The organism is Hydrogenophaga sp. ANAO-22 (genome assembly GCF_042466645.1).
In the GTDB taxonomy this organism is placed as follows: Bacteria; Pseudomonadota; Gammaproteobacteria; order Burkholderiales; family Burkholderiaceae_C; genus Hydrogenophaga.
This window is the reverse complement of sequence record NZ_CP159956.1, coordinates 4,961,666-4,985,875: the sequence shown is the minus strand read 5'-3', so window position 1 is coordinate 4,985,875 and position 24,210 is coordinate 4,961,666. Positions and strand designations below refer to the sequence as shown.

General features: G+C 69.5%; 24 protein-coding genes and 2 pseudogenes. 7 read left to right on the top strand and 19 right to left on the bottom strand.

Annotation, left to right across the window (positions count from 1 at the left end; translation table 11 throughout):
• Window positions 1–981, bottom strand: coding sequence for a Bug family tripartite tricarboxylate transporter substrate binding protein (locus ABSY19_RS24165; RefSeq protein ID WP_382156575.1), 981 nt, complete (start codon window positions 979–981; stop codon window positions 1–3).
• 250 nt (window positions 982–1,231) lie between these two features.
• Here ABSY19_RS24165 and ABSY19_RS24160 point away from each other — a divergent pair, with 250 nt between their 5' ends.
• A complete protein-coding gene (locus ABSY19_RS24160) occupies window positions 1,232–1,792 on the top strand; it encodes a MarR family winged helix-turn-helix transcriptional regulator (RefSeq protein ID WP_382156573.1) in 561 nt (186 codons plus the stop codon).
• On the opposite strand, the gene ABSY19_RS24155 is transcribed toward ABSY19_RS24160, so the two are convergent.
• The 11 genes and pseudogenes from ABSY19_RS24155 to ABSY19_RS24105 all read right to left on the bottom strand — a co-directional run.
• On the bottom strand, window positions 1,789–2,757 hold the full coding sequence (locus ABSY19_RS24155; RefSeq protein ID WP_382156571.1) for a PDR/VanB family oxidoreductase: 969 nt from the start codon (window positions 2,755–2,757) through the stop codon (window positions 1,789–1,791). The genes ABSY19_RS24160 and ABSY19_RS24155 overlap by 4 nt on opposite strands.
• A gap of 10 nt (window positions 2,758–2,767) precedes the next feature.
• Window positions 2,768–3,796, bottom strand: coding sequence for a Rieske 2Fe-2S domain-containing protein (locus tag ABSY19_RS24150; RefSeq protein ID WP_382156569.1), 1,029 nt, complete (start codon window positions 3,794–3,796; stop codon window positions 2,768–2,770).
• Window positions 3,797–3,839: 43 nt separating this feature from the next.
• Window positions 3,840–4,064 (bottom strand): recombinase-like helix-turn-helix domain-containing protein, encoded by a 225-nt coding sequence (locus tag ABSY19_RS24145; protein WP_382156567.1) that lies wholly within the window; start codon window positions 4,062–4,064, stop codon window positions 3,840–3,842.
• Between the two features lie 21 nt (window positions 4,065–4,085).
• Entirely contained in the window at window positions 4,086–5,060 is a 975-nt protein-coding gene (locus tag ABSY19_RS24140) for a VOC family protein (protein WP_382156565.1), read from the bottom strand.
• A gap of 137 nt (window positions 5,061–5,197) precedes the next feature.
• Window positions 5,198–5,548: a hypothetical protein gene (locus ABSY19_RS24135; protein WP_382156563.1), complete on the bottom strand. Its 351-nt coding sequence runs from the start codon at window positions 5,546–5,548 to the stop codon at window positions 5,198–5,200.
• Window positions 5,549–5,558: 10 nt separating this feature from the next.
• Entirely contained in the window at window positions 5,559–5,924 is a 366-nt protein-coding gene (locus tag ABSY19_RS24130; RefSeq protein WP_382156560.1) for an SDR family oxidoreductase, read from the bottom strand.
• A 61-nt stretch (window positions 5,925–5,985) separates the two neighbouring features.
• Window positions 5,986–6,153, bottom strand: a pseudogene (locus ABSY19_RS24125) (SDR family NAD(P)-dependent oxidoreductase); the annotation flags it as partial.
• 11 nt (window positions 6,154–6,164) lie between these two features.
• Complete coding sequence (locus ABSY19_RS24120) at window positions 6,165–6,518, bottom strand: hypothetical protein (protein ID WP_382156558.1); 354 nt, start codon at window positions 6,516–6,518, stop codon at window positions 6,165–6,167.
• Window positions 6,519–6,526: 8 nt separating this feature from the next.
• Entirely contained in the window at window positions 6,527–7,051 is a 525-nt protein-coding gene (locus ABSY19_RS24115) for an alpha/beta hydrolase (RefSeq protein WP_382156556.1), read from the bottom strand.
• Window positions 7,052–7,089: 38 nt separating this feature from the next.
• Entirely contained in the window at window positions 7,090–8,088 is a 999-nt protein-coding gene (locus ABSY19_RS24110; protein WP_382163923.1) for a Bug family tripartite tricarboxylate transporter substrate binding protein, read from the bottom strand.
• A 210-nt stretch (window positions 8,089–8,298) separates the two neighbouring features.
• Window positions 8,299–9,174: pseudogene (locus ABSY19_RS24105) on the bottom strand (porin); the annotation flags it as partial.
• A gap of 175 nt (window positions 9,175–9,349) precedes the next feature.
• On the opposite strand from ABSY19_RS24105, the gene ABSY19_RS24100 reads away from it, so the two are divergent.
• A complete protein-coding gene (locus ABSY19_RS24100; RefSeq protein ID WP_382156554.1) occupies window positions 9,350–10,039 on the top strand; it encodes a GntR family transcriptional regulator in 690 nt (229 codons plus the stop codon).
• On the opposite strand, the gene ABSY19_RS24095 is transcribed toward ABSY19_RS24100, so the two are convergent.
• Window positions 10,036–10,917, bottom strand: a complete 882-nt coding sequence (locus ABSY19_RS24095; RefSeq protein ID WP_382156552.1) for a transglutaminase family protein — start codon at window positions 10,915–10,917, stop codon at window positions 10,036–10,038. The two genes, ABSY19_RS24100 and ABSY19_RS24095, sit on opposite strands and share 4 nt — an antisense overlap.
• 165 nt (window positions 10,918–11,082) lie before the next feature.
• On the opposite strand from ABSY19_RS24095, the gene ABSY19_RS24090 reads away from it, so the two are divergent.
• The 3 genes from ABSY19_RS24090 (at window position 11,083) to ABSY19_RS24080 (ending at window position 15,885) form a co-directional block, all read left to right on the top strand.
• Entirely contained in the window at window positions 11,083–13,638 is a 2,556-nt protein-coding gene (locus tag ABSY19_RS24090) for an FtsX-like permease family protein (protein WP_382156550.1), read from the top strand.
• A 62-nt stretch (window positions 13,639–13,700) separates the two neighbouring features.
• Window positions 13,701–14,738, top strand: a complete 1,038-nt coding sequence (locus ABSY19_RS24085) for a PLP-dependent cysteine synthase family protein (protein ID WP_382156548.1) — start codon at window positions 13,701–13,703, stop codon at window positions 14,736–14,738.
• A 7-nt stretch (window positions 14,739–14,745) separates the two neighbouring features.
• The gene (locus tag ABSY19_RS24080; protein ID WP_382156546.1) at window positions 14,746–15,885 is read left to right on the top strand and encodes a lipocalin-like domain-containing protein; all 1,140 of its coding nucleotides are present in this window, start codon (window positions 14,746–14,748) and stop codon (window positions 15,883–15,885) included.
• Window positions 15,886–15,898: 13 nt separating this feature from the next.
• Here ABSY19_RS24080 and ABSY19_RS24075 read toward each other — a convergent pair whose 3' ends face one another.
• The 3 genes from ABSY19_RS24075 to ABSY19_RS24065 form a co-directional block, all read right to left on the bottom strand.
• The gene (locus tag ABSY19_RS24075; RefSeq protein WP_382156544.1) at window positions 15,899–16,513 is read right to left on the bottom strand and encodes a LysE family translocator; all 615 of its coding nucleotides are present in this window, start codon (window positions 16,511–16,513) and stop codon (window positions 15,899–15,901) included.
• 495 nt (window positions 16,514–17,008) lie between these two features.
• Window positions 17,009–18,076, bottom strand: coding sequence for a M48 family metallopeptidase (locus ABSY19_RS24070; RefSeq protein WP_382156542.1), 1,068 nt, complete (start codon window positions 18,074–18,076; stop codon window positions 17,009–17,011).
• Window positions 18,076–19,284 (bottom strand): YjgN family protein, encoded by a 1,209-nt coding sequence (locus tag ABSY19_RS24065; RefSeq protein ID WP_382156540.1) that lies wholly within the window; start codon window positions 19,282–19,284, stop codon window positions 18,076–18,078. Before ABSY19_RS24065 ends, ABSY19_RS24070 begins: the two co-directional genes overlap by 1 nt.
• Window positions 19,285–19,373: 89 nt before the next feature.
• Between ABSY19_RS24065 and ABSY19_RS24060 the strand changes: the two genes are divergently transcribed.
• On the top strand, window positions 19,374–21,158 hold the full coding sequence (locus tag ABSY19_RS24060) for an ABC transporter transmembrane domain-containing protein (protein ID WP_382156538.1): 1,785 nt from the start codon (window positions 19,374–19,376) through the stop codon (window positions 21,156–21,158).
• Window positions 21,159–21,296: 138 nt separating this feature from the next.
• Window positions 21,297–22,628 carry a Glu/Leu/Phe/Val dehydrogenase gene (locus ABSY19_RS24055; RefSeq protein ID WP_382156536.1) on the top strand — a complete coding sequence of 444 codons (1,332 nt, stop codon included), beginning with the start codon at window positions 21,297–21,299 and terminating at the stop codon, window positions 22,626–22,628.
• A 132-nt stretch (window positions 22,629–22,760) separates the two neighbouring features.
• Here ABSY19_RS24055 and ABSY19_RS24050 read toward each other — a convergent pair whose 3' ends face one another.
• Genes ABSY19_RS24050 through ABSY19_RS24040 form a run of 3 tightly spaced genes read right to left on the bottom strand, consistent with a single transcriptional unit; the run spans window position 22,761 to window position 24,162 of the window.
• Window positions 22,761–23,240 carry a DUF1178 family protein gene (locus ABSY19_RS24050; RefSeq protein ID WP_382156534.1) on the bottom strand — a complete coding sequence of 160 codons (480 nt, stop codon included), beginning with the start codon at window positions 23,238–23,240 and terminating at the stop codon, window positions 22,761–22,763.
• Window positions 23,237–23,860, bottom strand: coding sequence for an NUDIX domain-containing protein (locus tag ABSY19_RS24045; RefSeq protein ID WP_382156532.1), 624 nt, complete (start codon window positions 23,858–23,860; stop codon window positions 23,237–23,239). Before ABSY19_RS24045 ends, ABSY19_RS24050 begins: the two co-directional genes overlap by 4 nt.
• Complete coding sequence (locus tag ABSY19_RS24040; RefSeq protein WP_291120470.1) at window positions 23,860–24,162, bottom strand: DUF2818 family protein; 303 nt, start codon at window positions 24,160–24,162, stop codon at window positions 23,860–23,862. The genes ABSY19_RS24045 and ABSY19_RS24040 overlap by 1 nt, the downstream gene beginning before the upstream one ends.
• Between the last annotated feature and the right edge of the window lie 48 nt (window positions 24,163–24,210).

Genomic DNA, 24,210 nt, shown 5'->3' with positions numbered 1-24,210 from the left:
TCAGTCGGCCTGGATGTTCAGGTCTTTGATGAGCTTGGAGAGGCGCGCGTAATCGTCGGCGTTGATCTTCGCCAGCGCCTCGGGCTTGCCGCCCACCGGGCGCGAGCCGAAGGTCGCCATCTTCTCGACCACGTCGGGCATGCGCAGGATCTCGTTCATGTGCTCGTTGAGCTGCTTGACCACGGCCGGGGGCGTGCCCTTGGGCGCGAAGATGCCGTTCCAGGCGCCGAGCTTGACGTCCTTGTAGCCCTGCTCGGCCACGGTGGACAGGTTGGGCAGCAGCGGTGTGCGCTCGCCGTCGGTGAGCGCCACCGCCACCAGCTTGCCGGACTTGAGGTGTTGCTCCACCGCGCCCAGGGTGACGTAGCCCATGCTGACCCGCCCGGCCAGCATGTCGGGAATCATCGGGCCGACGCCGCGGAACGGGATGTGCTGCACCTGGATGCCGGCAGCGCGGTTCAGCCACTCGGCCACGATGTGCATCGGCGAGCCCGCGCCCGGGCTGGCGTAGGTGAGCTGCTTGCCGGCCTTGGCCTGGGCCACGAGGTCGGCCACGCTCTTGATGCCGCTCTCGGGGTGCGTCACCAGCAGCACCGACTGCATGGCGCTCAGCACGACCGGGTCGAAGCCGTTGAGCGCGTCGTAGCTGGCGTTGGGCGCGAGCTTGAGCACCATGGGCGCGGTGGTGAAAGGGTTGGGCGTGAACAGCAGCGTGTAGCCATCGGGTTTGGCGCGCGAGACGTAGGTGTTGCCCACCGTGCCGCCCGCGCCGGGCCGGTTGTCCACGATCACGGGTTGCTTGAGCCGCTGCGACAGCTTCTCGGCGAACAGCCGCGCGGTGGCGTCCGAGTCGCCGCCGGGCGGATAGGCCACGACCAGGCTGATGGTTTTCTCGGGGTAGGCCTGGGCGGCCGCGCCACCCGCAAACAAGGCCGTGGCCGCCAGGGCCAAGGCCATCCACTGTCGACGATCCGTTTTCATCAATGCACTCCTGTGAAGGCGATTCATGCCGTTGGGTGGGGTCCAGGCCGGTGTCCGTCCGTGCCATTTAGACGTTTCATATTGGAAACATAGGTTCACAACAGAAACGCCTTCATCGTATGCCTTCGTCGTTGACTGATCAACGATGAAATCCCGATTTCTGACAATTTGTTGCAATTTAATTGACTGATCAACGACGAGATCGCGGCGCAAGGCCGATCGGGCGCGCCGCTTCCCTGAGAATCCCCGCATGCCCCAAGACGAGCCCCTGACGAAGCCCTCTGCCCTGCCGCCCGAAGGGGTCGACGACGGCGCCAGCAACCCCTGGGCCGATCTGGCGCCCGATGGCGCGGGCCTGGCGGTGCACGACTTTTTGACCACCATGTTCAGCCACACCAGCAACGGGCTGCGGCGCGCGATCACCCTGCCCTATGCCAACCGCTTCGAGCTCACGGTGTCGGAGTGGCGCATCCTGTCCGTGCTGGCGCACGCGGGCTCACTGCCGTTCGCGGAACTGGTGGAACTGGCGGCCGCCGACAAGGCGCAGGTCAGCCGCGCGCTGCGGCTGCTGGGTGACCGGGGCCTGGTGGAGATGCAGACGCCGGGTCCCCGGGGTCGCAAGGGCCTCATCTGCTTGATGACCGAAGCTGGTCAGGCGCTGTACCAGGAAATCATGCCGCTGGCGCGGCGCAGCCAGGCGCAGATGATCCTCACGCTCAGCCGGGACGAGCGCCGCATGCTGTACACGGTGCTCGGCAAGCTGCGGCGGCAGTGCGGGGCTGCCGCCGCCGACGGATCGATCGACGCTTAGATGTCCAACACCAGCCGGTCGCTCTTGCAACCGGAGACGCAGACCATCATGGCCTTGTTGGCCGCGCGCTCGGCGTCGGTCAGCACCATGTCGCGGTGGTCGGGGATGCCTTCGAGCACCTTGGTTTCGCACGAACCGCAGATGCCCTCTTCGCAGCTGAAGGGCACGTCGGCGTTGATCTCGATCAGGCGCTTGTGCAGCGTGGTGTCGGGCGTGACCTCGAACATCTGGCCGCTGCGGCGCAGCTCGACGGTGAAGCGGGTCTTCGCGTCGTCTGCGGCCGCCACCTCGACCGCCGTGAAGCGCTCGATGTGGGCGTTGCTGTGGCCCAGCGCGGCGCAGGTCTTCTCGAAGTTGTCGAGCATCACGGCCGGGCCGCAGGCGTAGAAGTGCTCGCTGGCCGAGGGCGCGCGCCGGCCCAGCAGGGCCGTGAGGTCGGGCGGGCCGCCCTTCTCGTCGTCGAAGTGCCAGGTCACGGGCACGCCCAGGGCCTCGATCTCGTCGATGAAGGCCGCGCTCTTGCGCGAACGCGCGAAGTACAGGAATTCGAAGCTGCGGCCCAGGTCTTTGAGGCGGCGCGCCATGCACAGCACGGGCGTGACGCCGATGCCGCCGGCCACCAGCACCGTGTGGCTGGCCTCTTCGTGCAGGCCGAAGTGGTTGCGCGGCGCGCTGATGGTGATGCGCATGCCCACGCGCAGCTGCTCGTGCACGCAGCGCGAACCGCCGCGGCTGGTGCGGTCCTTGAGCACGCCCACCACGTAGCGGTGGCGCTCCTGGCTGTTGTTGCACAGCGAGTAGCTGCGCACCATGCCGTTGGGCAGGTGCAGGTCGATGTGCGAGCCGGCCTCGAACGGCGGGAACACGACATCGGGGGCGGGACGCAGGTCCACGCTGATCACGTCATCGGCTTCGTGGCGCAGCGTGTGGACCCAGGCTTGCAGGGTGGTGGCGTTGTTGCTCATCCCGCGATTCTCACATGGGCTTGTCGAGCTGGGCCTTGGCCAGGTTTCTGAGGTGGCGGCGCAGGCGCACGATGCCCATGTCGTGCGCGTACAGGTGCTCGCGCTTGTTGGCGTCGGGCTCCATGTTCTCCACCGCCACGCGGTCCTGCTCCAGCACGTTCCAGTGGCGCTCTTCCAGGCGGTTCTTGTAGAGGAAGCGCCAGGTGTCGCGCTGCCAGCCGGTCACGCGGCGGCAGCGCCAGTGGAACACGCCCGAGGTGCGGTTGCTGATGGGCGTGTAGCTGCCGATGATGGTGAAGTTGCCGCCGGGGCCGCCGGTCTTGGGGTACGGGATCTCCAGGCGCATCACGTGGATGCCCAGGTCCATCCACTCGGTCCAGTCGAAGTTGACGCCGCGCTGGCCCTTCTTCTCGAAGCAGAAGCCGTTGGGGATGTCGCGGATCTGGAACTCGGCCTGGCTGTCGCCCTCGCTCATGGTGTGCGACTGCTTGTGCAGGTACACGCCGTGCATCGGGTCCATGACGTTGTCGACCACGTAGCGGTAGTCGCCGCCCCACTCGGTGTAGCAGAGGAAGTTCGACCACTCGGGCGAGGTCAGTTCTTCGGGCAGCTGCAGCGGCGGCGCGTCGTCCAGGATGGGGTTGCTCGCGTTGTAGAGAAAGATCGCGCCGGCCGCTTCGGCGGCGTGGAACATGCGCGCGGGGCGCGAGCCTTCGAGCTTGCAGCCGGGGCTGCCGGGCACGCGGGTGACGGTGCCGTCGCAGCGCACTTCGACGCCGTGGTACGGGCAGGCCAGGCGGTCGCCCAGGTTCACGCCCAGCGAGAGCGGCGCGCCGCGGTGCGGGCAGTGGTCTTCCAGCGCGTGGACCTGGCCGGCCTGGTCGCGCCAGAGCGCGATCTTGTAGCCCAGGCGGCGGATCGAGATCGGGTCGTTCTTCACGAAGCTGGACGGGCAGACCGGGAACCACAGGTCTTTGAGGCCGACTTCGAGGACGGCGTCGACCGGGTCGAGCTGAACATTGATGACAGAGGTATCCATGGACGTGTCTCCTGGCGGTGGGGCTGGGGTCGGGCGGCGGGGTTCAGGCGCCGAGGCGGGCCATTTCCTGCTGGAAGGACTGCTCGGTCCAGCGCTGGCCATTGGGGCCCGAGGGCCCCGCGTCGTTGAGGTACTTCACCAGGCCTTCGAGGTCGTGGATGCCCTGAGCGTAGGCGCGTTCGATCGAATCGCCCAGCAAACCCTCATACGAGGTCGGGGGAGCGGTGCGCGTCTGGTGGGTTTCGTTGTAGAGGTCGGGGGTTCGCATGCGGTGTCTCCTTCGGTGTCGTCATTCCGTGGGCGGCTTGGGCTTGTCGGTCATGAATTTGCCGCTGGGCGCACCGGCGTTCACCTGGCGGCGCGTATGGCCGTCGATGCCGCCCTTGATGGCCCATTCGGCGAACACCGTCGGACCGGGCGTGAATTCACGCGGCTCCCAGTCGGCGGTGAGTTCGTCCTCGTCGGTGTAGTACTCCACCAGCGCGCCGGCCGGGCTCTCGAAGTACCAGAACATCGCCGAGGAGATCGGGTGTCGGCCCGGGCCGAGCTCGGTGCTCCAGCCGCTGCGCGACATGTGCATGCCGCCGCCGACCACTTCGTGCAGGTCGCGCACGGAGAAGGCCACGTGGTTCAGGCCCTTGCGCGGCTCGGGCGGCTGCAGCAGGAACAGGTCGTGGTGGCCGCCCTCGGCCGCGCAGCGCAGGAACAGGCCGCGCTCGGGGTACAGATCGGAGACCACGAAGTCCAGGTTGTCGATGTAGAAGGCGCCGGTGGCCTTGAGGTCGGTCACGAAGAACACCACGTGGCCCACCTCGACCGGCGTGGCGCGGTCGTAGGCCGGGCTGCGCTGGTTGCGGCGCGGGCGGTCGCTCCAGGTGTTGACGAGCGCGCTCTCGATCTGCACCTCGCGCTTTTTCGTGAGCTGCAGGCGCACCGCCAGGCCATTGGGGTCGGTGCAGCCGAAGCGGCCATCGGCGTCCACGAAGCCGGGCTGGCCCTGCAGGCGGCTGCGGTAGAGCGCCAGGCTCTCGGCCGTGTCCACGCCCCAGACCACCTCGCGCAGCGTCGGGTCGGGCTCCACGCCGGCCGGCAGGCCGGGCTTGTCGGAGTGCGCCACGACCACACGGCAGCCGTTGAGCGATTCGAACACCAGTTCCTGGGGAGATTCCTGCACCAGCGACAGGCCCCAGTCCAGGAAGAACTGGCGGCAGCGCGGCAGGTCGGCGGCGCCGTAGGTGATTTGATCGATGCCCAGTACGCTCATCTGCAATCCTTGAAGTGCCTGGCCGCCTCCGGGCGCCAAACGTTTCTTTAGTAAACCCGTGTTTCTTACTTGAAACGAACTGAATTCTACCGGCAAACGTTCGGCGTGGGAAGTGGCATGCAGACTAATTTGGTCGGCTATGCCCTGTCGGGCGTCGGGCAAGGCCCGTCGGCCAGCACCTTTTGCGTGACGTGGAACAGGCGGCCCTGGAACCAGGGCCGGATCTGCGCGAGCTGGGCTTTCAGCACCTGGCGAACGGGATCGGCAAACGCGCGCTCCATGGCGTCCACCGAGTCGTAGGAGGATTCGAAGGTCATGTGCAGGCGCGGGCCGCCGTCCTCGATGGACAGGGCGCGCAGCACCCGCACGGCGCGCACGCCGGGAAAGCGCTTCATCAGCGGCACCACCTGCTCGATCACGAAGGCATCCAGGCGGTCCACGTCCTCCGGCTTCACGGTGCCTTCGAGACACGCGGTTCGAACGATCATCGCGGCCTCCTCACAGGCCCAGGCCGCCCAGCGACTTGCCACCATCCACGAAGAGGGTCTGGCCCGTGATGAAGCGGGTGCGCGGCGACGCGAGGAAGGCAATGGCATGGGCGATCTCGCCCGGATCGACGGGCCGCCCGCTGGGTTCGAGCGCGCTGGCCGCCGCGTGCTGCTCGGGCGTCATGGCGCGCGTCATGCCGGTGTCGGTGAAGCCCGGTGCGATCGAGTTGACCGCGATCTGCCGCTGGCGAAGGTCCATCGCCATGGCCCGGGTCAGGCCCACCACCGCGGCTTTCGAGGCCACGTAGTGCGCAAAACCGGTGCCGCCCAGCGCCGCGCGCGAGGACACCGTCACGACCCGGCCGCCCGGCTTCATGCGCCGCGATGGCCGGGCGGTCGCACACGTCGACCGCGTGGCCGGCCGCGTCGCGCCCGGCCTGGGTGAGTTCCGCGAGCAGCGTGTCGACCTGCGCCGCGTTGCGGTCGATCACCACGACGCGGAAACCGTCCTCGGCCAGGCGCAGCGCCGTGGCGCGGCCGATGCCGGAGGCGCCTCCGGTGATGAAAGCGGTTTCCCTCTCGGCGGGGGTGGGGGTGGTCTGCATTCTTTTTCCTCTCAAACAGCGGATGGATCCAGGCGCCGGTGGGCGTGCAGCAGGCCGGCCAGGCGCTGGTACCACGCCGCCTTCGGGTCGCGCAGGCAGGTGTGGGTCGCAAAATGGTCCAGGCTGGGCTCCTCGTGCAGCAGGGACGGCCCCGGCTGCCTGGCCAGCAAGGCCGCCATGCGGCGGTTCGAATGAACCACCCGGGCACTGTCGGACTCGCCATGGCTGAGGTACATGGGGATGGTGTTGCCCACCGTCCAGCACAGCGGGCTCATCACGGCGTCGTGCGCCGCGTCGCTCAGCACCATGCTGTAGATGCGCTCTTCCAGGCTGGCCGCGGGGGGATCGGGGTGGTGCAGATCCATGATGCCGCTCACGGGCAGGCAGGCCCGGATCGCGCCCGGGGAATGCCGGCGCCGCCCGCTTCATCGCGCCGCAAGGCCACCAGCGCCGCCAGATGCGCGCCGGCGGAATGCCCCGCCAGGTAGATCTGGTCGCCGCGACCGCCGAAGTCGGCCGCATGGGCGATCACATGGCGGGTGAGCGCCAGGCCGTCTTCGAACGCCGCCGGCAGCCGGTGCCCCGGCGCCAGCCGGTAGCCCGGCGCCACCAGCACCATGCCCAGGCCGACCACGGCTGGCGCCATGAAGGCAACGTACTCCTTGTAGCCGTTGGTCCAGCCGCCGCCGTGCCAGAAGATCAGGATGGGGGCGTCGTCCCGCGCATCGGTGGACCGGTACACGTCGCAGCGGTGCTGCGGATCGGGGCCATAGGCGCGGTCGCGCGCGACGGCGATGCCGGCCGGCAGCGGCGCGTCGGCGGCCCAGCCCAGCACGGTCTCTTCGTAGGCCTGCGCGGCTTCGAAGGGGAGCGGCGGCTGCGGTGAAAGGCGGGACAAAAGGTTCTGTGGATGGTGGGTCACGGTGCTTGCGGCGCTCAGTCCGCCTTGATACCAAATTCGGCCACGACCTTGCCATAGCGGACATAGTCGGCGGCCACCAGCTTCGCGAGCTTGCCAGGGTCTCCACCCGCTGGCGCGAGCGCGATGGTCTCCATCCGCGCGATCACATCGGGCATCTTGAGGATCTCGTTGACATGCTGGTTGATCAGCTGGACCAGGTCGGCGGGCATGCCCTTGGGCCCCATCAGCGCCTGCCAGGCCCCGACCTCGGCCCCCATGATGCCCTGCTCGGCGAGCGTGGGCACATCGGGCAGAAAGGGCGAGCGCTTCAGGTCGGCCACCGCCAGCGGGACCAGGCGGCCCGACTTGATGTGCGGCGCGGCGGGACCCAGCGTGGTGTACATCAGCGGGATCGCCCCGCCCACCACGTCGGCGATGGCGGGCATGCTGCCCCGGTACGGAATCTGCGTGATCTTCGTGCCGGTGGACTTGTTGAAGAGTTCGCCGAGGATGTGCATGGGCGAACCGTTGCCAGGGCTGGCGTAGCTCACGATGCCGCCGGCCTTGGCCTTGGCCACCAGCTCCTTCACGGAAGAAACGCCGGTCGCGGTCGCCGCGACGACGAACAGCGATTGGCTGCCCAGCTGGACGATGGAGGTCAGTTCCGTGCTCGGGTCGATCGCGCTGCCGGCGGCCGTCATCACGTGGGGCGTGATGGCCGCGGTGTTGGGGGCCAGCAGCAGGATGTGGCCATCCGGGCGTGCCTTGGAGACGTAGTTGGTCGCGATGGTGCCGGCGGCGCCGGTGCGGTTGTCGACCACCACGGGTTGTCCCAGGCGGGGGGCGAGCTTCTCGGCGATCAACCGCGCCAGCACGTCGGTGTCGCCGCCAGCGGGGTAGCCCACCACGATGGTGATCAGCTTGTTGGGGTAGTTCGGCGCCTGGGCCTGCGCCTTCGGCGCGAGCAGCGCCGCGGCGGCGAAGGTGGCGAGCAGCAGCCGCAGCGAGGAGCGGCGATGGAAGGAGGTGTTCATGGTGTCTGAAGGAAATGAAGGGAAGGATGCTTCTGGCGCGCGGCAGGCGTCAGAAGGCATGGCGGATGCCGACGTTGTAGGCCCGGTTGCCCAGGCCTTGTTCGGTGGCGTTGCCCACCCGGTAGAAGCCGGTGGGGAGCCTGCGGGCACGCTGTTGTCGATGCGCGCGATCGAGGCGTAGACACCCGTGCGCCTGGACAGGGCGTGCGTGTAACCCAGCGCCCACTGGCTCGCATCGTGGTGGGCGGCGGTCCGGTCGTTCTTGCGGATGTACGAGGCCATGAACCGCCCTGCCCCATAAGGCACCGACACCCCCAGCAGCACGTCGCGCGAATCCGCGTTGACCAGGCCGAACACCGCCGAGCCCTTGTTCACCACGTAGTTGAAATGCGCCGTCGCCACGCCAAAGTCGTATTTCGCCCCGAGGAAGCTCATCTTCGCCGGCACCGACGCGGCGCTGTTGACGTTGTGGTGGCCCAGCTTGACGTACACCGGACCCGACACATAACCGATCGCGCCACCGTACTGGCGCCGCGCGCTGCTGTCGCCGGGCGTTTCGCCCAGGCCGTAGACCACATCGGCGGTCCAGCCCGCCTTGGCCGCGTAGGTGTAGCGCACGGTGTTGTCCATGCGGTTGTTGCCGCCCGCGCCGCCGGCGCTGATCAGGTTGGCGGACGTCCCGGCCAGGCCCGTGATGAAGGGATCCGTCTCGGTCTGGACGAAGGCGATGGGGGTGTACTGGCGGCCGAGCGAGAGGCTGCCGAAACCGCCCTGCAGGCCCACGAGCGACTGCCGCCCGAACGCGAGACCGCCCTGCCCCAGCGTGCCGTTGTCCGCGTTGAGCCCCATTTCCAGGACATAGAACGCCGAGAGCCCCGCACCGAGGTCTTCGGTGCCGCGAAAGCCCAGCCGCGAGCCGCCGGCGACGCCGCTGGTGAGCTTGGAGGCGCTGGCGCCGTTGGGCCCGCCGCTTTCGCGCACGAAGGCCAGGTCGACGAGGCCGTAGACCGTGCTGGTGCTCTGGGACCACGCGGCGCCGCTGACCAGGACCAGCGCGGGGAGAAGGGTGCATCGTTTCAGTTTCATGGGTACTTTCGGGACAGGGGGTGAAAACGCCTCTTTCGCGGCGGGGAGAAGGCGGCTCACCGGCCCACGGAGGGCGGTCGGTGCGATAATTTCTCCGTTTGCGAAAGTCGCTGAATTTCATGAAATATACGTTTTTCATGAAATATTGTGTTTCGTATAAACTCCTATTTACTTCATGAATCAGTTCGTTGTAGAAGACCCCGCCCTCGACTCGGGCTCGCGCACCGAGCGCGCGTACCACCGCCTGCGGCAGGAAATCCTGTTGGGCGACCTGGGGGCGAACGACCGCTTGCGGGTCGCGGAGCTGGAAGAGCGGTTCGGCCTGGGGCTCACGCCCATCCGCGAGGCGCTGGCCCGCCTGGCCAGCGAAGGGCTGGTGTCCATGGAGGCGCGGCGGGGCGCGCGCGTCCTGGAGATCTCACTCGCCGAGCTGGCCGATCTGATGAAGACGCGCCGTGAGATCGAACGCCTTTGCCTGACCGAATCCATCCAGCACGGCGACGCCCGCTGGGAAGCGGAGGTGGTTGCCGCCCTGCACGTGCTGGGGCGCACCCCCCTGCCCGGGAGCGAAGGCAGCACCACGGATCTCGAGTGGGAGAAGCAGCACCGCCACTTTCATGCGGCGCTGGTGAGCGCCTGTGGTTCGGAGTGGCTGCTGCGGTTCTGGAACCAGTTGATGGACCATTCGCAGCGCTACCGCAAGGCCCGCCACAAGGGCCCGCTGGTGGCCCGGGACGTGCAGGCGGAACACCAGGCGATCCTCGACGCGGTCCTGCGCAGGGATGCGGCGGCCGCGGTCGCCCTCATGGAGCAGCACCTGCTCGCCACGGAGAAAGCGGCCCGCGCCGCGCTTGAGCAGCGTTAGCCGCCCGCCTGCCAGCCGCCGTCGGTCGACAAGGCCTCGGGCCGGTGCACCGGCATCAGCCAGCCGTGCTGCGGGCTGGTCTGGGCCGAGATGTCGATGCGCGGCGCGTGCGTGACCACCCCGCCAAAGATGGTGGCGAACGAGGCGTCGGCCGCGTCGCGCCCGGTGCCGATGCGCAGGAAGCCCATGGGGATCGCGGTGCCCGAAGGATCGAAGATGTACCAGCGGTGCCCCACATAGGCTTCCACGTAGGCGTGGAAGTCGGTCGGGCCCAGGGCGGGGTCGGCGCCGAAGTCGACCGCGGTGGTGAAGCGCGCGGGAATGTTGAGCGCGCGGCACATCGTGATCATGAGGTGCGCGAAATCGCGGCACACCCCCTTGCGGTCGTTGAGCGTGTCCAGCGCCGAGGTCATGGAATTGCTGGTGTTCGACTCGAACGTCACCTGGCTCTGCACCCATTGCTGGATCGCCTGCACCCGTGTGTAGCCCATGGGCAATTGGCCGAACAGCTCGTTGGCCAGGGCGGTGACGCAGTCGGACTGGCAGTAGCGGCTGGGGTAGATGTAGGCCAGCGCCTCGGGCGGCAACTGGGCCACGGGCGTCTCGAACACGCTATCGGGCTGCGCCACGTGGTGCTCGATGTCCACCGTGGCGCGGTAGCGCACCGACAGCGCGCCCGGCCCGGCGCTCAGGCGCAGCGTGCGCGTGCGCGTGGCCGCGTCGGTGTGCATCAGCAGGGGCACGGGCTGGCTGACCTGCAGCTGCTCCCAGCTCACGGTCTGCTGGGGCGAATGCGCGGCCTGCACGTTGAAGATGAAATCGGCACCGGGTGGGTGGATCTCGTACTGCAGATCGATGGCGAGGTGGATGCGAACCATGGGGTCACCGTGTGGGGAGAAGTGGACCCGCCTTGCGGCGGGCGGCAGCGCGTGAAGGCGCTGTGTGATCGGTGAACGCCAGACAACCGTTGGACCATCTTAGGCCTTTGCCGCGGCTTCGTCGGTGCGCTGCCTCACCAAGCGCGAGGGCTTAAGCTCCACGCCATGCGCGCGCTGCTCTCGACCTTCTCCTTGCAAGAGTTGCGCCACCACCCCTGGCGCAACGCCTCGGCGGTGGTGGCGGTCATGCTGGGCGTGGCGCTGGCCTTCGCGGTGCACCTGATCAACGCCTCGGCGCTGGCCGAGTTCTCCAGCGCGGTGAGCTCGGTCAACGGCCAGCCCGACGTGGAGCTGCGCGCGCGCCAGGGCCCGCTGGACGACGCCCTGCTCGCCCGCGTGGCCGCGCACCCCGGCGTGGCGCTCGCCAGCCCGGTGCTGGAAGACCCCGTGCAGGCCCTCGCGCGCGACGGCGAGCGCCTGGGCGCGAAGCTGGTGGGTGTGGACGCGCTGGTGGTGGCCGGCCTCTCGCCCGCCCTGATGCCGGTGACCGACGGCGAAAACACCACGCGCCGCTTCGACCTCTTCGCGCCCGATACCGTGTTCCTCAACGCGGCGGCGCAACAGGCCTTCGCGGGGCAGACCACCGTGCGGCTGCAGAACGGCGCGGTGCTGCGCGTGGCCGGCCGCGTGAACGCCCCCGGCGCGCCGCTGCTGGTGATGGACGTGGCCGCCGCGCAAGCGCTGATGGACCGCGTGGGCCAGCTCAGCCGCATCGACCTGCGCCTGGCCAGCGGCGCGCGCGCCAGCGAGGTGCTGGCCGCGCTGGACCTGCCGCCGAACGTGATCGCGCAGCGGCCCGAGCAGTCGGGCGAGCGCGTGAGCAACCTCTCGCGCGCCTACCGCGTCAACCTCACGGTGCTCGCGCTGGTGGCCCTGTTCACCGGCGCCTTCCTGGTGTTCTCGGTGCTCTCGCTGTCGGTGGCGCGGCGCCAGCCGCAGTTCGCGCTGCTGGGCGTGCTGGGCCTGTCCAGCCGCGAGCGGCTGCGCCTGGTGCTGGCCGAGTCGGCCCTGCTCGGCCTGCTGGGCAGCGCGCTGGGCATCGCGCTGGGCACGGCCCTGGCCGCGCTCGCGCTGCGCCTGCTCGGCGGCGACCTGGGCGGGGGTTATTTCTCGGGCGTGGCGCCGCCGCTGCTGTGGAGCCCGCTGGCGGCCACGGTCTACCTGCTGCTGGGCGTGGTGGCGGCGCTGGTGGGCGGCTGGTGGCCCGCGCAGGCCACCGCGCGCCTGGCGCCCGCGCTCGCGCTCAAGGGCCTGGGCGCGCCGCCGCGGCCCGGCGCGCGCCGCCACACGCTGGCCCTGGCCCTGGTGCTGCTGGCCGCCGCCATGGCCTGGGCGCCGCCGGTGGCGGGCATTCCCCTGGCGGCCTATGTGTCGGTGGGCCTGCTGCTGGTGGGTGGCATCGCGGCGCTGCCGCTGGGCGTGGGCTGGCTGCTGGACCGCATCGCGCCGCGCGTCGCGCGCCACGCCCTGCCGGTGCTCGCGGTGGAGCGCGCGCGCCGCTTGCGCGAGACCGCCGCCGTGGCCACCAGCGGGGTGGTCGCGAGCCTGGCGCTGTCGGTCGCGCTCACGGTGATGGTGGCGAGCTTTCGCGACTCGGTCACGCACTGGCTCGACGCCGTGCTGCCCGCCCAGCTCTACGTGCGCAGCGTGGGCAGCGGCGCGGGCGACGGCAGCCACCTGCCCACCGGGTTCGTGACCGCCGTGGCCGGTGTCCCGGGCGTGGCCCGCGTGGACACGCTGCGCGCCACGCCGGTGCAGCTCGCGCCCGAGCGCCCCGCCATCGCGCTGCTCACGCGCCCGCTGGAGAGAACCACCGGCGGCACGCTCAGCCTGCCCCTGGTGGGCAACCCCCTGCCCGCCCCCGCCGTGCCCGAGGGCGAACAGCGCGTGGTCACGGTCTATGTGAGCGAGGCCATGGTGGACCTCTACGGTGCCCGGCCCGGCAGCTGGCTGCCCGCGCTCGCGCAGGCCTTCGCCGAGCCGCAGGTGCGCGGCACGCGCTTCTTCGTGGCCGGCGTGTGGCGCGACTACGCGCGCCAGCACGGCAGCGTGGTGATGGACCGCGCCGACTTCGTGCGCCTCACCGGCGACGCGCGCGTGAACGACCTCGCGCTGCACCTGGCCGAAGGGGCCGACGAAAACGCGGTGCGCGAACGCATCCGCGCGCTGGCCGAGGCACAGGGTGCGGCGAACGCCATCGAGTTCGCCTCGGTCGGTCAGATCCGCGCCAACTCGCTGCGCATCTTCGACCGCAGCTTCGCCGTCACCGTGTGGCTGCAGGCGGTGGCGATCGGCATCGGCCTGTTCGGCGTGGCCGCGAGCTTCAGCGCGCAGGTGCTGGCGCGCCGGCGCGAATTCGGCCTGCTCGCGCACCTGGGCCTCACGCGGTCGCAGATCCTGGGCGTGGTGGCGCTCGAAGGCCTGGCCTGGACGGTGCTCGGCGCCCTCGCCGGCCTCGCGCTCGGCCTGGCCGTGAGCCTGGTGCTGGTGCACGTGGTCAACCCGCAGAGCTTCCACTGGACCATGGACCTCGTGCTGCCCTGGGCCCGCCTGCTCGCGCTGTGCGCCGCCGTGGTGGTGGCCGGCACGCTCACCGCCTGGCTCGCCGGCCAGGCCGCCGCCAGCCGCGACGCGGTGCGCGCGGTGAAAGAAGACTGGTAATACACAATGCCTGCCTCCCCCCCGCCTTCACCGAAGATCGACATGACCCCCCCACCGCCTGGGTGCACCAGGCCATCGCCCGCATCGAGGCCGACTTCTGCCGCAGCGCCGACACCCACCTCATCGCCCTGCCCCTGCCCGGCTGGGCGGCGCACGGCATCGACTTCTATCTCAAGGACGAGTCCACCCACCCCACCGGCAGCCTGAAGCACCGGCTGGCGCGCTCGCTGTTTCTCTACGCGCTGTGCAACGGCTGGGTGCACGAAGGCACCACCATCGTGGAAGCGTCCAGCGGCTCCACCGCCGTGAGCGAGGCCTACTTCGCCCGCCTGCTCGGCCTGCCCTTCATCGCCGTGATGCCGCGCAGCACCTCGCAGGAAAAGCTGGACCAGATCGCCCTCTACGGTGGGCGCTGCCACTTCGTGGAGACCACCGGCGAGGTGTACGCCGCCGCCCACGCGCTCGCGAAGGACACCGGTGGCCACTACATGGACCAGTTCACGAACGCCGAGCGCGCGACCGACTGGCGCGGCAACAACAACATCGCGCAGAGCATGTTCGAGCAGATGGCGCACGAACGCCACCCGGTGCCGCGCTGGATCGTGGTCGGCGCGGGCACGGGCGGCACCAGCGCCACCATCGGCCGCTTCCTGCGCTACCGGCGCCACGCCAGCCAGCTGTGCGTGGCCGACCCGGCGGGCTCGGTGTTCTGTGCCTACCACCGGCTGCGCGACGGCACGCTCACCGCGCCGGGCTCGCGCATCGAAGGCATCGGGCGCCCGCGCGTGGAGCCCAGCTTCATCCCCAGCCTGATCGACCGCATGCTGGAGGTGCCCGATGCCGATTCGCTGGCCGCGATGCACGCCCTGTCCGACCTGCTGGGCCGTCGCGTGGGCCCGTCCACCGGCACCAACCTGGTGGCCATGCTGGACCTGGCGCAGGGCATGAAGGCGCGGGGTGAGAGCGGTGCCCTTCTTTCGCTGCTCTGCGACAGCGGCGAGCGCTACCGCCAGACCTACTTCGACCCCGGCTGGGCGCAGGAGCGCTTCGGCGATGTCGCGCCCTCGCTCGCGCACGTGCGGGCGCAGTTGCAAGGTTGATGGCGCCATGAATCGGCCCGGGCTTCCCACGCGGCGGCACCTGCTGCTGGGTGCGGCGGGGCTGGCCTGGCCCCTGGTTCATGCGCAACCGGCGCACCGCCCGGGCGATGCGCTGCGGCCGCGCCCACTCGTGTTCCCGCGCGACCACGGCACACACAACGAGACGCGCACCGAGTGGTGGTACCTCACCGGCCAGGCGAAGGACACGGCGGGGCGCGACTTCGGTTTTCAGGTGACGTTCTTCCGCAGCCGCGTGGACGGCACGCAGGCCCTGCGCGGCCCGCTGGCCGCGAAGCAGCTGCTGTTCGCGCACGCGGCCATCACCGACGTGCAGGGCGGCCGCTTGCTGCACGACCAGCGCATCGCGCGCTGGGACGGCGAGCCGCCCGCGCCAGTCGCCGAGCGCGGCGTGTTCGCCAGCGCCGAGGACACGCAGGTGGTGCTGCGCGACTGGTCGCTGCGGCGCCGGCCCGACACCGGCCACTACACCGCGCGCGTGGTGGGCGACGAACTCGGCATCGATCTGCAGGCGGTGCCGCAGCAGGCCTGGCTGCTGCAGGGCGACCAGGGGTTTTCGCGCAAGGGGCCGGACGCGTCGCAGGCCAGCTTCTACGTGAGCCAGCCGCACCTGGCCGTGCAAGGCACGCTGGCGCTCAAAGGCCAGCGCTTCGAGGTGCGCGGCACCGCCTGGCTGGACCACGAATGGAGCGAGGCCCTGCTGCACCCCGAGGCGGTGGGCTGGGACTGGATCGGCATGAACCTCTTCGACGGCCACAGCCTCACGGCCTTCCAGCTGCGCCGCAAGGACGGCAGCAAGCTCTGGGCCGGGGGCTCGTTCCGCGCCGCGGGCAGCGCGCAGAGCGCCACCGACATCTACCGCTTCAGCGCGGGTGAGGTGGACTTCCAGCCCCGGCGCTGGTGGACCAGCCCGCTCACGCGCGCGCGCTACCCGGTGGAGTGGGTGGTGCGCACGCCGGGCGATTTCTACACGGTGAAGGCCGTCATCGACCCGCAGGAACTCGACAGCCGTTCGAGCACCGGCACGGTGTATTGGGAAGGGCTGTCCGACCTGATCGACAGCAACGGCAAGGCTGTGGGGCGGGGGTATCTGGAGATGACGGGCTACGTGCAGCGGCTGGTGCTGTGAGCGCGGCGGTGCGTCAGCGTTCGGTGAACGCGAGTTGCGCGCCCAGGCCGGCGAAGGCGGCGGAGAAGCCGCGGCGCAGCCAGTCCTGCACGCGCGGCGAGTCGATGACCGCGCGGCGGAAGGCGTGCGCGAGCAGGCCGTAGAGCACGAAGACGCCGAAGGTCATGGCCATGAAGACGCCGCTGAGCAGGAGCAGTTGGCCCAGGGGCGAGGTGGCGGCGGGGTCGACGAACTGCGGCAGGAAGGCGAGGAAGAAGATGGTGAGTTTGGGGTTGAGGATGTTGAGCAGGAAGGCTTTGACGGTGAGGCTGAGGGCGCTGCGCCGTGCGCCGCCTTCCTGCACCACGAAGGCCGAGCGGTCGCGCCAGGTGGCGATGGCGAGGTAGAGCAGGTAGGCGACGCCGGCGTATTTGAGGAGTTGGAAGGCGAGCGCGCTGGTGTGCATGACGGCGGCGAGGCCGAGCACGGTGGCCAGCAAGTGGGGCACGATGCCCAGGGTGCAGCCGAGTGAGGCGAACAGGCTGGCCCGCTTTCCCTGCACCAGCCCGGCGGACACGGTGAACACCACGCCTGTGCCGGGGATGAGGACGACGATGAGGGAGGTGATCAGGAATTCCAGGGTGATCATGTGGTGGCTCCTTTTAGGGTGGTCATGTTGCCACAGGGCGTGGTTTTGGTTCGTGTGGCTTGGCTGGGGTGGCTTGGTCTCGGGGCCCTTGTGCCAACTTGGTCTCGGGGCCGCTGGTGCGGGTGGCCGTTCTCCGGCGCTGCTCGCGGACGGCTGCCCGGGCGCTCGCATACCACTTCGTCAATACCGTGTGGGCACACGACCTCTGTGGCAACCGCGAATGGGCGCCTGCGCCCGGCCACCCGCACCATCGACCCAGTGGCATGGTGCAATTCAAGTGGTTGAATTCAAGTTTCACTTGAATGGCGTTCCATTCCCTTCCTCTCGACGGATGGTGGGGTTCGCGGGCGCAGGCGCCCATTCGCGGTTGCCACAGAGGCTGTGTGAAGCAGCGGTGTTGTTGAGGTAACGCATGAGCGCCAGGGCAGTCGTCCGCGAGCAGCGCCGGAGAACGCGGACCACGCCAGCCGTCAGCGCGAGGTGCAAGGTCAGAAACTAGCGCGAGTCCTCAGGCCGCCACTCCCGAAAAAACCGAATGCGTTCCAAGTGATCCGGGTGGCTGCCAATCGCGATGGGCAACGACACACGGTCCTCCTCATCCTGCGGAGAAGAGTCCTTGTCGGCCTCAACAAGCATGCGCTCGAAAAACACCGCCATGGCCGCCGGCGGCACACCCCCCGCGTGCATCAGCCGAGCCGCATGCGCATCGGCGCGCCGCTCGGTGTCGCGCGAATAGGCCTGGGTCGCCAACGTCGCCGGCACCGTGGCCAGAAAACCGCTCGCATCCCCCAACACCACCCCCACCAACGCACTGATCAGACTCGCGCGCACCACCATGTCCAGCCCATCGCGGTGCTCCACATGGCCCAACTCGTGCGCCAACACGCCCACCAACGCATCCGGCTGGTCGTGCAACAACTCCACCAACTCATCCGTCATCACCATGTAACCACCCGGCAACGCAAACGCGTTCGCGCCCAACACCGGCGAGGCATGGAACGCCAGCTCCCAGTGCGGCGCATCCCCCTGCGGATAAGCGCGATCCACCAGCGACTTGAAACGCTGGCGCAACTCGTCCTGCCGCTTCTGCGGCAGGGCGCTCGGCCGCAGGAACAGGCTGTCCAGCTGCTGCAAGCTCTGCTGCCCCACATGCCGGTCCAGCGAATCCGGCACCTGGTGCGCCAGCGTCTGGCTCAACCACGGCACGCCCCACAACCAGGCGGCCCCCAGGAACACCACCGAACCCGCGAGCGCCACCAGCGCGGCGCGCCAGCTCTGCATCCAGCCCACCACCGCGCTGTCCTGCAAACCGCTGGCCTGCGCCCAGGCGTCCCACGCCGCCGCATCGGCGTGCTGGATGAGACCGCCGTCGGGCAACTCGGCCTGGCGCTGGCCATGCGTGCGCCGCTCGGGCCAGCGCACGCGCGCCAGCGGGTAGCGCCGCGTGTCCTCACCCGCTTGCATGAGCAGCTCGCCCGCCTCCACGCGCAGCGTCACCGCGCGCGGCCTGGGCGACTGGCCGTCGAACCACTGGCTGTGCAGCGAGGCCGGCGCAGCGCCCATCAGAGCCCCATGTCCATGCCGAAGAAGTCGCCGGCCGCGTCGCCCAGCACCCCCTTGCCGGCCTGCTGCGCGCTCGCCAGCCAGTCATCCACCGGCCCATCGACCGCCAAGGACATGGCCTCGAGCTTCAGGCGCGCGGTGCGCACCTTGGCGAAGGGCCAGTACAGGCCCAGCGTGACCACGATCAGCAGCCAGTTGACCAGGGTGACGCGGAACAGGCTGCGAAAGCGCAGCGCGCTGCCGAAGCGGACCTTCTCGCTGCGCGTGCCGTTCCACAGCAGGTCCTGGAAACGCGCGCCGAAGTATGGGGCGCTGACCAGCGGGATCAGCAGGTAGATCACCCCCAGCGCCACCGGCACCACCAGCGCCACCAGGGCCCGCCGCTGGCCGGCCGCCAGGTCGCCGAACATGCCACGCGCCAGCACGAACAGCACCAGGGCGACCAGCGCGGCGCCCACCAGGCCCACCAGCAGGCTCACACCTCCCGTTTTCAGGAACAGCCCGTAGAAGCGGCCGGTGCCGGTGTCCAGCTGCGTGCGCTGCTGCGCGAACACATAGCCCCCATGCTGGTAACGCTTGATGCGCGCCATGAGCCAGGGCACCAGCGCCGTGAAGAGCAGTACCACCGAGCCAATCACGATGCCGCTGCGCCGGGCCACCTCGGGCGCCATCTCTTCGCCTTCGGTCACGGCGGGCAGGAACAGCACGAAGGCCAGCGCGGGCAGGAAGAAGGGCAGCATGCTGAGGTAGGCGCCCTTCAGATCCCCCGCGAAGCTCAGGCGCACGCCGCGCCAGCTGGTGTTGCGCAGCCGGAACTGCAGCGAGGCGCGCCACAGCGCGGGCCAGAGCACCATGAAAACCAGCAGCGCGATCCACGCCAGGTGGGGCAGGAAGTTCGACACCGCCCAGTAACCCACGCCCAGCAGCAGCACCAGCAGGTAGCCGCGGAACATCTTCCAGGGGTCGGCGTGGAAGCCCAGCGGGTCGCCGCCGACCAGGGTGTTGTTCTGGAAGTAGGCGATGCGCCGGGCGCGCGCGAAGGGCGCATACAGGGTGAGGGTGACCAGCGTGAGCAGCAGGTTCACGATCCAGATGCGGAAGTACTCGCTGCCCGAGCCGGTGAACCGGATGTCCAGCGCCTGCGCCGCCGCCGCGGCGCGCTCATCCGCCAGCGCCACGGTGGGCGCGAAATCGTCCTGTTGTGCCATCCCCGTCCCTTGAAATTGAAAAATTGGGAGGCATCCTAGCACCGAGCCCCCATTCACGCCCGGCCCCCAAAACCGGCACACTCTGCACCATGCCCACACCCTCCTCCGACCGCCCCAAAGCCGAATCGCCCACCTCGCTCGGCGGCCTGCTGCCCTTCATGCGGCCCTACCGCACCCAGATCGTGCTGGCGATGCTGTTCCTGGTGCTGGCGGCCGTTGCCACGCTGCTGTTTCCGGTGGCCCTGCGCGGCCTGATCGACGGCGGCCTGGTGGCGGGCGACCGCAGCGCGCAGGCCATGGGGCTGCGCGGCCACTTCCTCGAACTCTTCGCCGTGGCGGTGGCCCTGGGCCTGTTCTCCGCCGCGCGCTTCTACCTGGTGAGCTGGCTGGGCGAACGCATCACGGCCGACCTGCGCCACGCGGTCTACAGCCACGTGCTGCGACAGAGCCCGCAGTTCTTCGAGACCACGCAGACCGGCGAGGTGCTCTCGCGCCTGACCACCGACACCACGCTGGTGCAGACCGTGGTGGGCTCCTCGCTCTCCATGGGCCTGCGCAATGGCGTGATGGGCATCGGCGCGCTGATCATGCTGGTGTGGACCAACCCGTATGTGATGCTGCAGGTGCTGCTGATCATCCTGCTGGTGGTGCTGCCCAGCATGTGGTTCGGCCGGCGCGTGCGCAAGCTCTCGCGCGCCAGCCAGGACCGCGTGGCCGACTCCAGCGCGATCGCGGCCGAGGTGCTCAACGCGATCCCCATCGTGCAGAGCTACACCGCCGAAGACCGCGAGGCGGGGCGCTTCAAGGACTCGACGGAGAGCGCCTTCGTCACCGCCATCCGCCGCACCAAGGCCCGCGCCGGCATGGTGGCTTTCATCATCATCAGCACGGCCGCGCTGCTGCTCTGGGGCCTGTACCAGGGCACGCAGGCGGTGCTGGCCGGCACCATCACGCCGGGCCACCTGGGCCAGACCGTGGTCTACATCATCATCCTGGCCGGCGCGGTGGGGGTGCTGGGCGAGGTGTATGGCGACCTGCTGCGCGCCGCGGGCGCGAGCGAACGGCTGATGGAGCTGCTGGCCAGTGAATCGCCGGTGCAGTCGCCCGCGCGGCCCCTGCAGGCGCCGGCGCCGCAAGGCGGCAGCGCGCTGGCCTTCGACGACGTCACCTTCCACTACCCCTCACGCCCGGCGCAGGCGGCGCTCAGCGGATTCACGCTGGCCGTGCAGCCGGGGCAGACGGTCGCGCTGGTCGGGCCCAGCGGCGCGGGCAAGACGACCGTGTTCGGCCTGCTGCTGCGCTACTACGACCCGGCGCTGGGCAGCATCCGGCTCGACGGCGTGCCGATCGACCAGCTGGACCTGCACGCGCTGCGCCAGCGCATCGGCATCGTGCCGCAGGACCCGGTGATCTTCTCCAGCAGCGCGATGGAGAACATCCGCTACGGCAAGCCCGGCGCGAGCGATGCCGAGGTGCGCGCGGCGGCGGCCGCCGCGTTTGCCGACGAGTTCATCGAGAAACTGCCCGAGGGTTACGACACCTTCCTGGGCGAGCGCGGCGTGCGGCTCTCGGGCGGGCAGCGCCAGCGCATCGCGATCGCGCGCGCCATGCTCAAGAACCCGCCCCTGCTGCTGCTCGACGAGGCCACCAGCGCGCTGGACGCGCAGAGCGAGCGCATGGTGCAGGCCGCGCTGGAATCGGCCATGAAGGACCGGACCACGCTCGTGATCGCCCACCGCCTGGCCACCGTGCAGCAGGCCGACCGCATCGTGGTGCTGGACCATGGCCGGCTCGTTGAACAGGGCACACACGCCCAGCTGGTGGCACAGGGCGGCGTGTACGCGGGGCTGGCGGCGCTGCAGTTCAACGCATAGACGGCAGGTAGAAAAAGGTTCAACTATGCAATGGATGCATAACACGATGGCATCATGGCCTTGGACATGACGAGGCCATCTTCGTAAGCTTGCGCGTGTTGGCTCAGCACCGGGCCACACACCCACAAGGAATCTTCCATGTCACAAACACCGCCCGTCCCGGCCGGCAGCGCCACCAGCGCCCCGGCCGTTTTCACGCAAGCCCTTCCCTCCTACCTCGACCCCAAGCACCTCGGCCCCTGGGGCGTCTACCTGCAACAGGTGGACCGCGTCGCGCCCTACCTGGGCCCGCTGGCGCGCTGGGTCGACACCCTCAAGCGGCCCAAGCGCACGCTGATCGTGGACGTGCCGATCCACCTGGACAACGGCACCGTGGCCCACTTCGAGGGCTACCGCGTGCAGCACAACACCTCGCGCGGCCCGGGCAAGGGTGGTGTTCGTTTCCACCAGGACGTGACGCTGTCCGAGGTGATGGCCCTGTCGGCCTGGATGTCGATCAAGAACGCGGCGGTGAACGTGCCTTACGGCGGCGCCAAGGGCGGCATCCGCGTCGACCCGCGCCAGCTCACGCGCGGTGAGCTCGAGCGCGTGACGCGCCGCTACACGAGCGAGATCGGCATCATCATCGGCCCGACCAAGGACATCCCGGCGCCGGACGTGAACACGAACGAGCAGATCATGGCCTGGATGATGGACACCTACTCGATGAACGAGGGTGCCACCGCCACCGGCGTGGTCACCGGCAAGCCGGTGGACCTGGGCGGCTCGCTGGGCCGGCGCGAGGCCACGGGCCGCGGCGTGTTCACCGTGGGCGTGGAAGCGGCGCGCCGCATCGGCCTGGACGTGGCCACCGCGCGCGTGGCCGTGCAGGGCTTCGGCAACGTGGGCGGCGTGGCCGGCAAGCTGTTCGCCGAAGCCGGCGCCAAGGTGGTCGCGGTGCAGGACCACGGCGGCACCATCTACCGCGAGGCCGGCCTCGACGTGCCGGCGCTGCTGGACCATGTGAAGCGCGCGGGCACGGTGGCGGGTTTTGCCGGTGCCGAAGTGATGGCCAACGACGCCTTCTGGGACGTGCCCTGCGACATCCTCATCCCCGCCGCGCTCGAATCGCAGATCACCGAGGCCAACGCCGGCCGCATCCAGGCGCGCATGGTGATCGAGGGCGCCAACGGCCCGACCACGCCGCAGGCCGACGACATCCTGCACGAGCGCAACGTGCTGGTGCTGCCCGACGTGATCGCCAATGCCGGCGGCGTGACGGTGAGCTACTTCGAGTGGGTGCAGGACTTCTCCAGCTTCTTCTGGAGCGAGGACGAGATCAACGCCCGTCTGGTCAAGATCATGAAGGACGCCTTCGCCGCCGTGTGGCAGGTGGCCGACGAGAACAAGGTGAGCCTGCGCACGGCGACCTTCATCGTGGCCTGCAAGCGCATCCTGCACGCGCGCGACCTGCGAGGCCTGTATCCGTAACTCCCCCCTGCGCCGCTGCGCGGCTTCCCCCCTCTCTGGCGCGCCTTCGGCGCTTGGAGGGGGACGATGCCTGTGGCCCGGCCAAGCCGGTTCCACGGCATCTCTGGGGGTGAGGCACGCGCCTCGGAGGGGCTACTGCAGCGTTTCCTTGATGCCGGGCACGGAGGGCAAGGCGATCACCTCGATGCCCTCCTCCATGAGTTCGAGGGCTTCCTGCGGGCTCGCCTGTCCCCGGATCTGCCGGTGCTCGACCTCGCCATGGTGCATGGCCCGGGCTTCGTCGGCGAAACGTTCACCCACGTCTTCGGTGTTCGCCATCACCTCGCGCAGCGCCTGCATGATGCGCGCCTGCATGGCCACGAGGTCGGGCTGGCCACCGTGGTTGCTCATGGCCACCGCCGTGCCGGCGGCCGGTTCGGTCGGCGCCTGCGCCTCCTGGCGGCCGGCGCGCAGGTTCAGCCTCGGTGCCGAGAGCTTCTTCTGGATGTGCACATCGCCACACATCGGGCACGACACCAGGCCGCGCTCGAGCTGGCTCGTGTAGTCGTCTTCGGAGCCGAACCAGCCTTCGAATTCGTGCTGGTGCGCGCACTGCAGGTTGAGGACCTTCATGCCCCGGATTGTCCCGCATCCACCCCGTTCGGGTGGGTGGCCCATTCCAGAACCCATTCGCCGCGCTGCACGTTCTGCAGCCACATGGAGCCGATCAGGGTCTTGCAGTCGATCACTTCGCCGCTGAAACACCAGGCCTGCAGCTCGGCGGGGGTGGCGGCGAACACGTCCAGGAATTCGCCTTCGTCGAGCTGGCGCTCACCGAGCGTGAGGCCGCGCGCGAACCAGATGTCGATGACTTCGTCGGAATAGGCGATGGTGGGCGCGAGCCGGCCGGCGAAGGCCCACTCGCGGGCGCTGTAGCCGGTTTCCTCGAGCAGCTCGCGCTGCGCGCAGGCCAGGCTGCCCTCGCCCGCGTCGAGCTTGCCGGCGGGGAATTCGATCATGACCGCCTGCATGGGGTGGCGAAACTGCCGCTCCATCACCACACGGCCGTCGTCCAGCAGGCCAATCACCATCACCGCGCCCGGGTGCAGCACGAACTCGCGCGTGGCGTGGGCGCCATCAGGCATGCGCACGGTGTCGCGCACCACATGCAGGAAATGCCCGCGCAGCAACTCGGTGCGCGACAGCGGGGTTTCTCGGAGGTGGCTGTCGTCGGCCATGGGCAGCTCGGCCATCAGCCGCGGCGGCGAAACAGGTAGCGGTAGACGAAGCCGGGGAAGGCCAAGGTCAGGAACAGCGAACCCGTGGTGGCGTAGAACTCCCAGCCCTGGGGGGCGATCTGGCCGGCGTCGCGTTCGAGCGCCAGGCCCAACGCACCGACCAAGAAGTACAGCAGCACCAGTTCACCCACGCGCATCCACAGCGTCTTGGGCGCGCGGCGCGGCAGCACGGCCAGCCAGCGGTTGTTGAGGAAAGGCAGGTTGGCCGCGACGAAGGCGGTGATCAGCACCAGCCAGACAGAGAGTGTGTGGGTCATGGAACGGTGTGAGCCGGCAGCCACCGGCAAGTTCACCGGTGCGCCGCC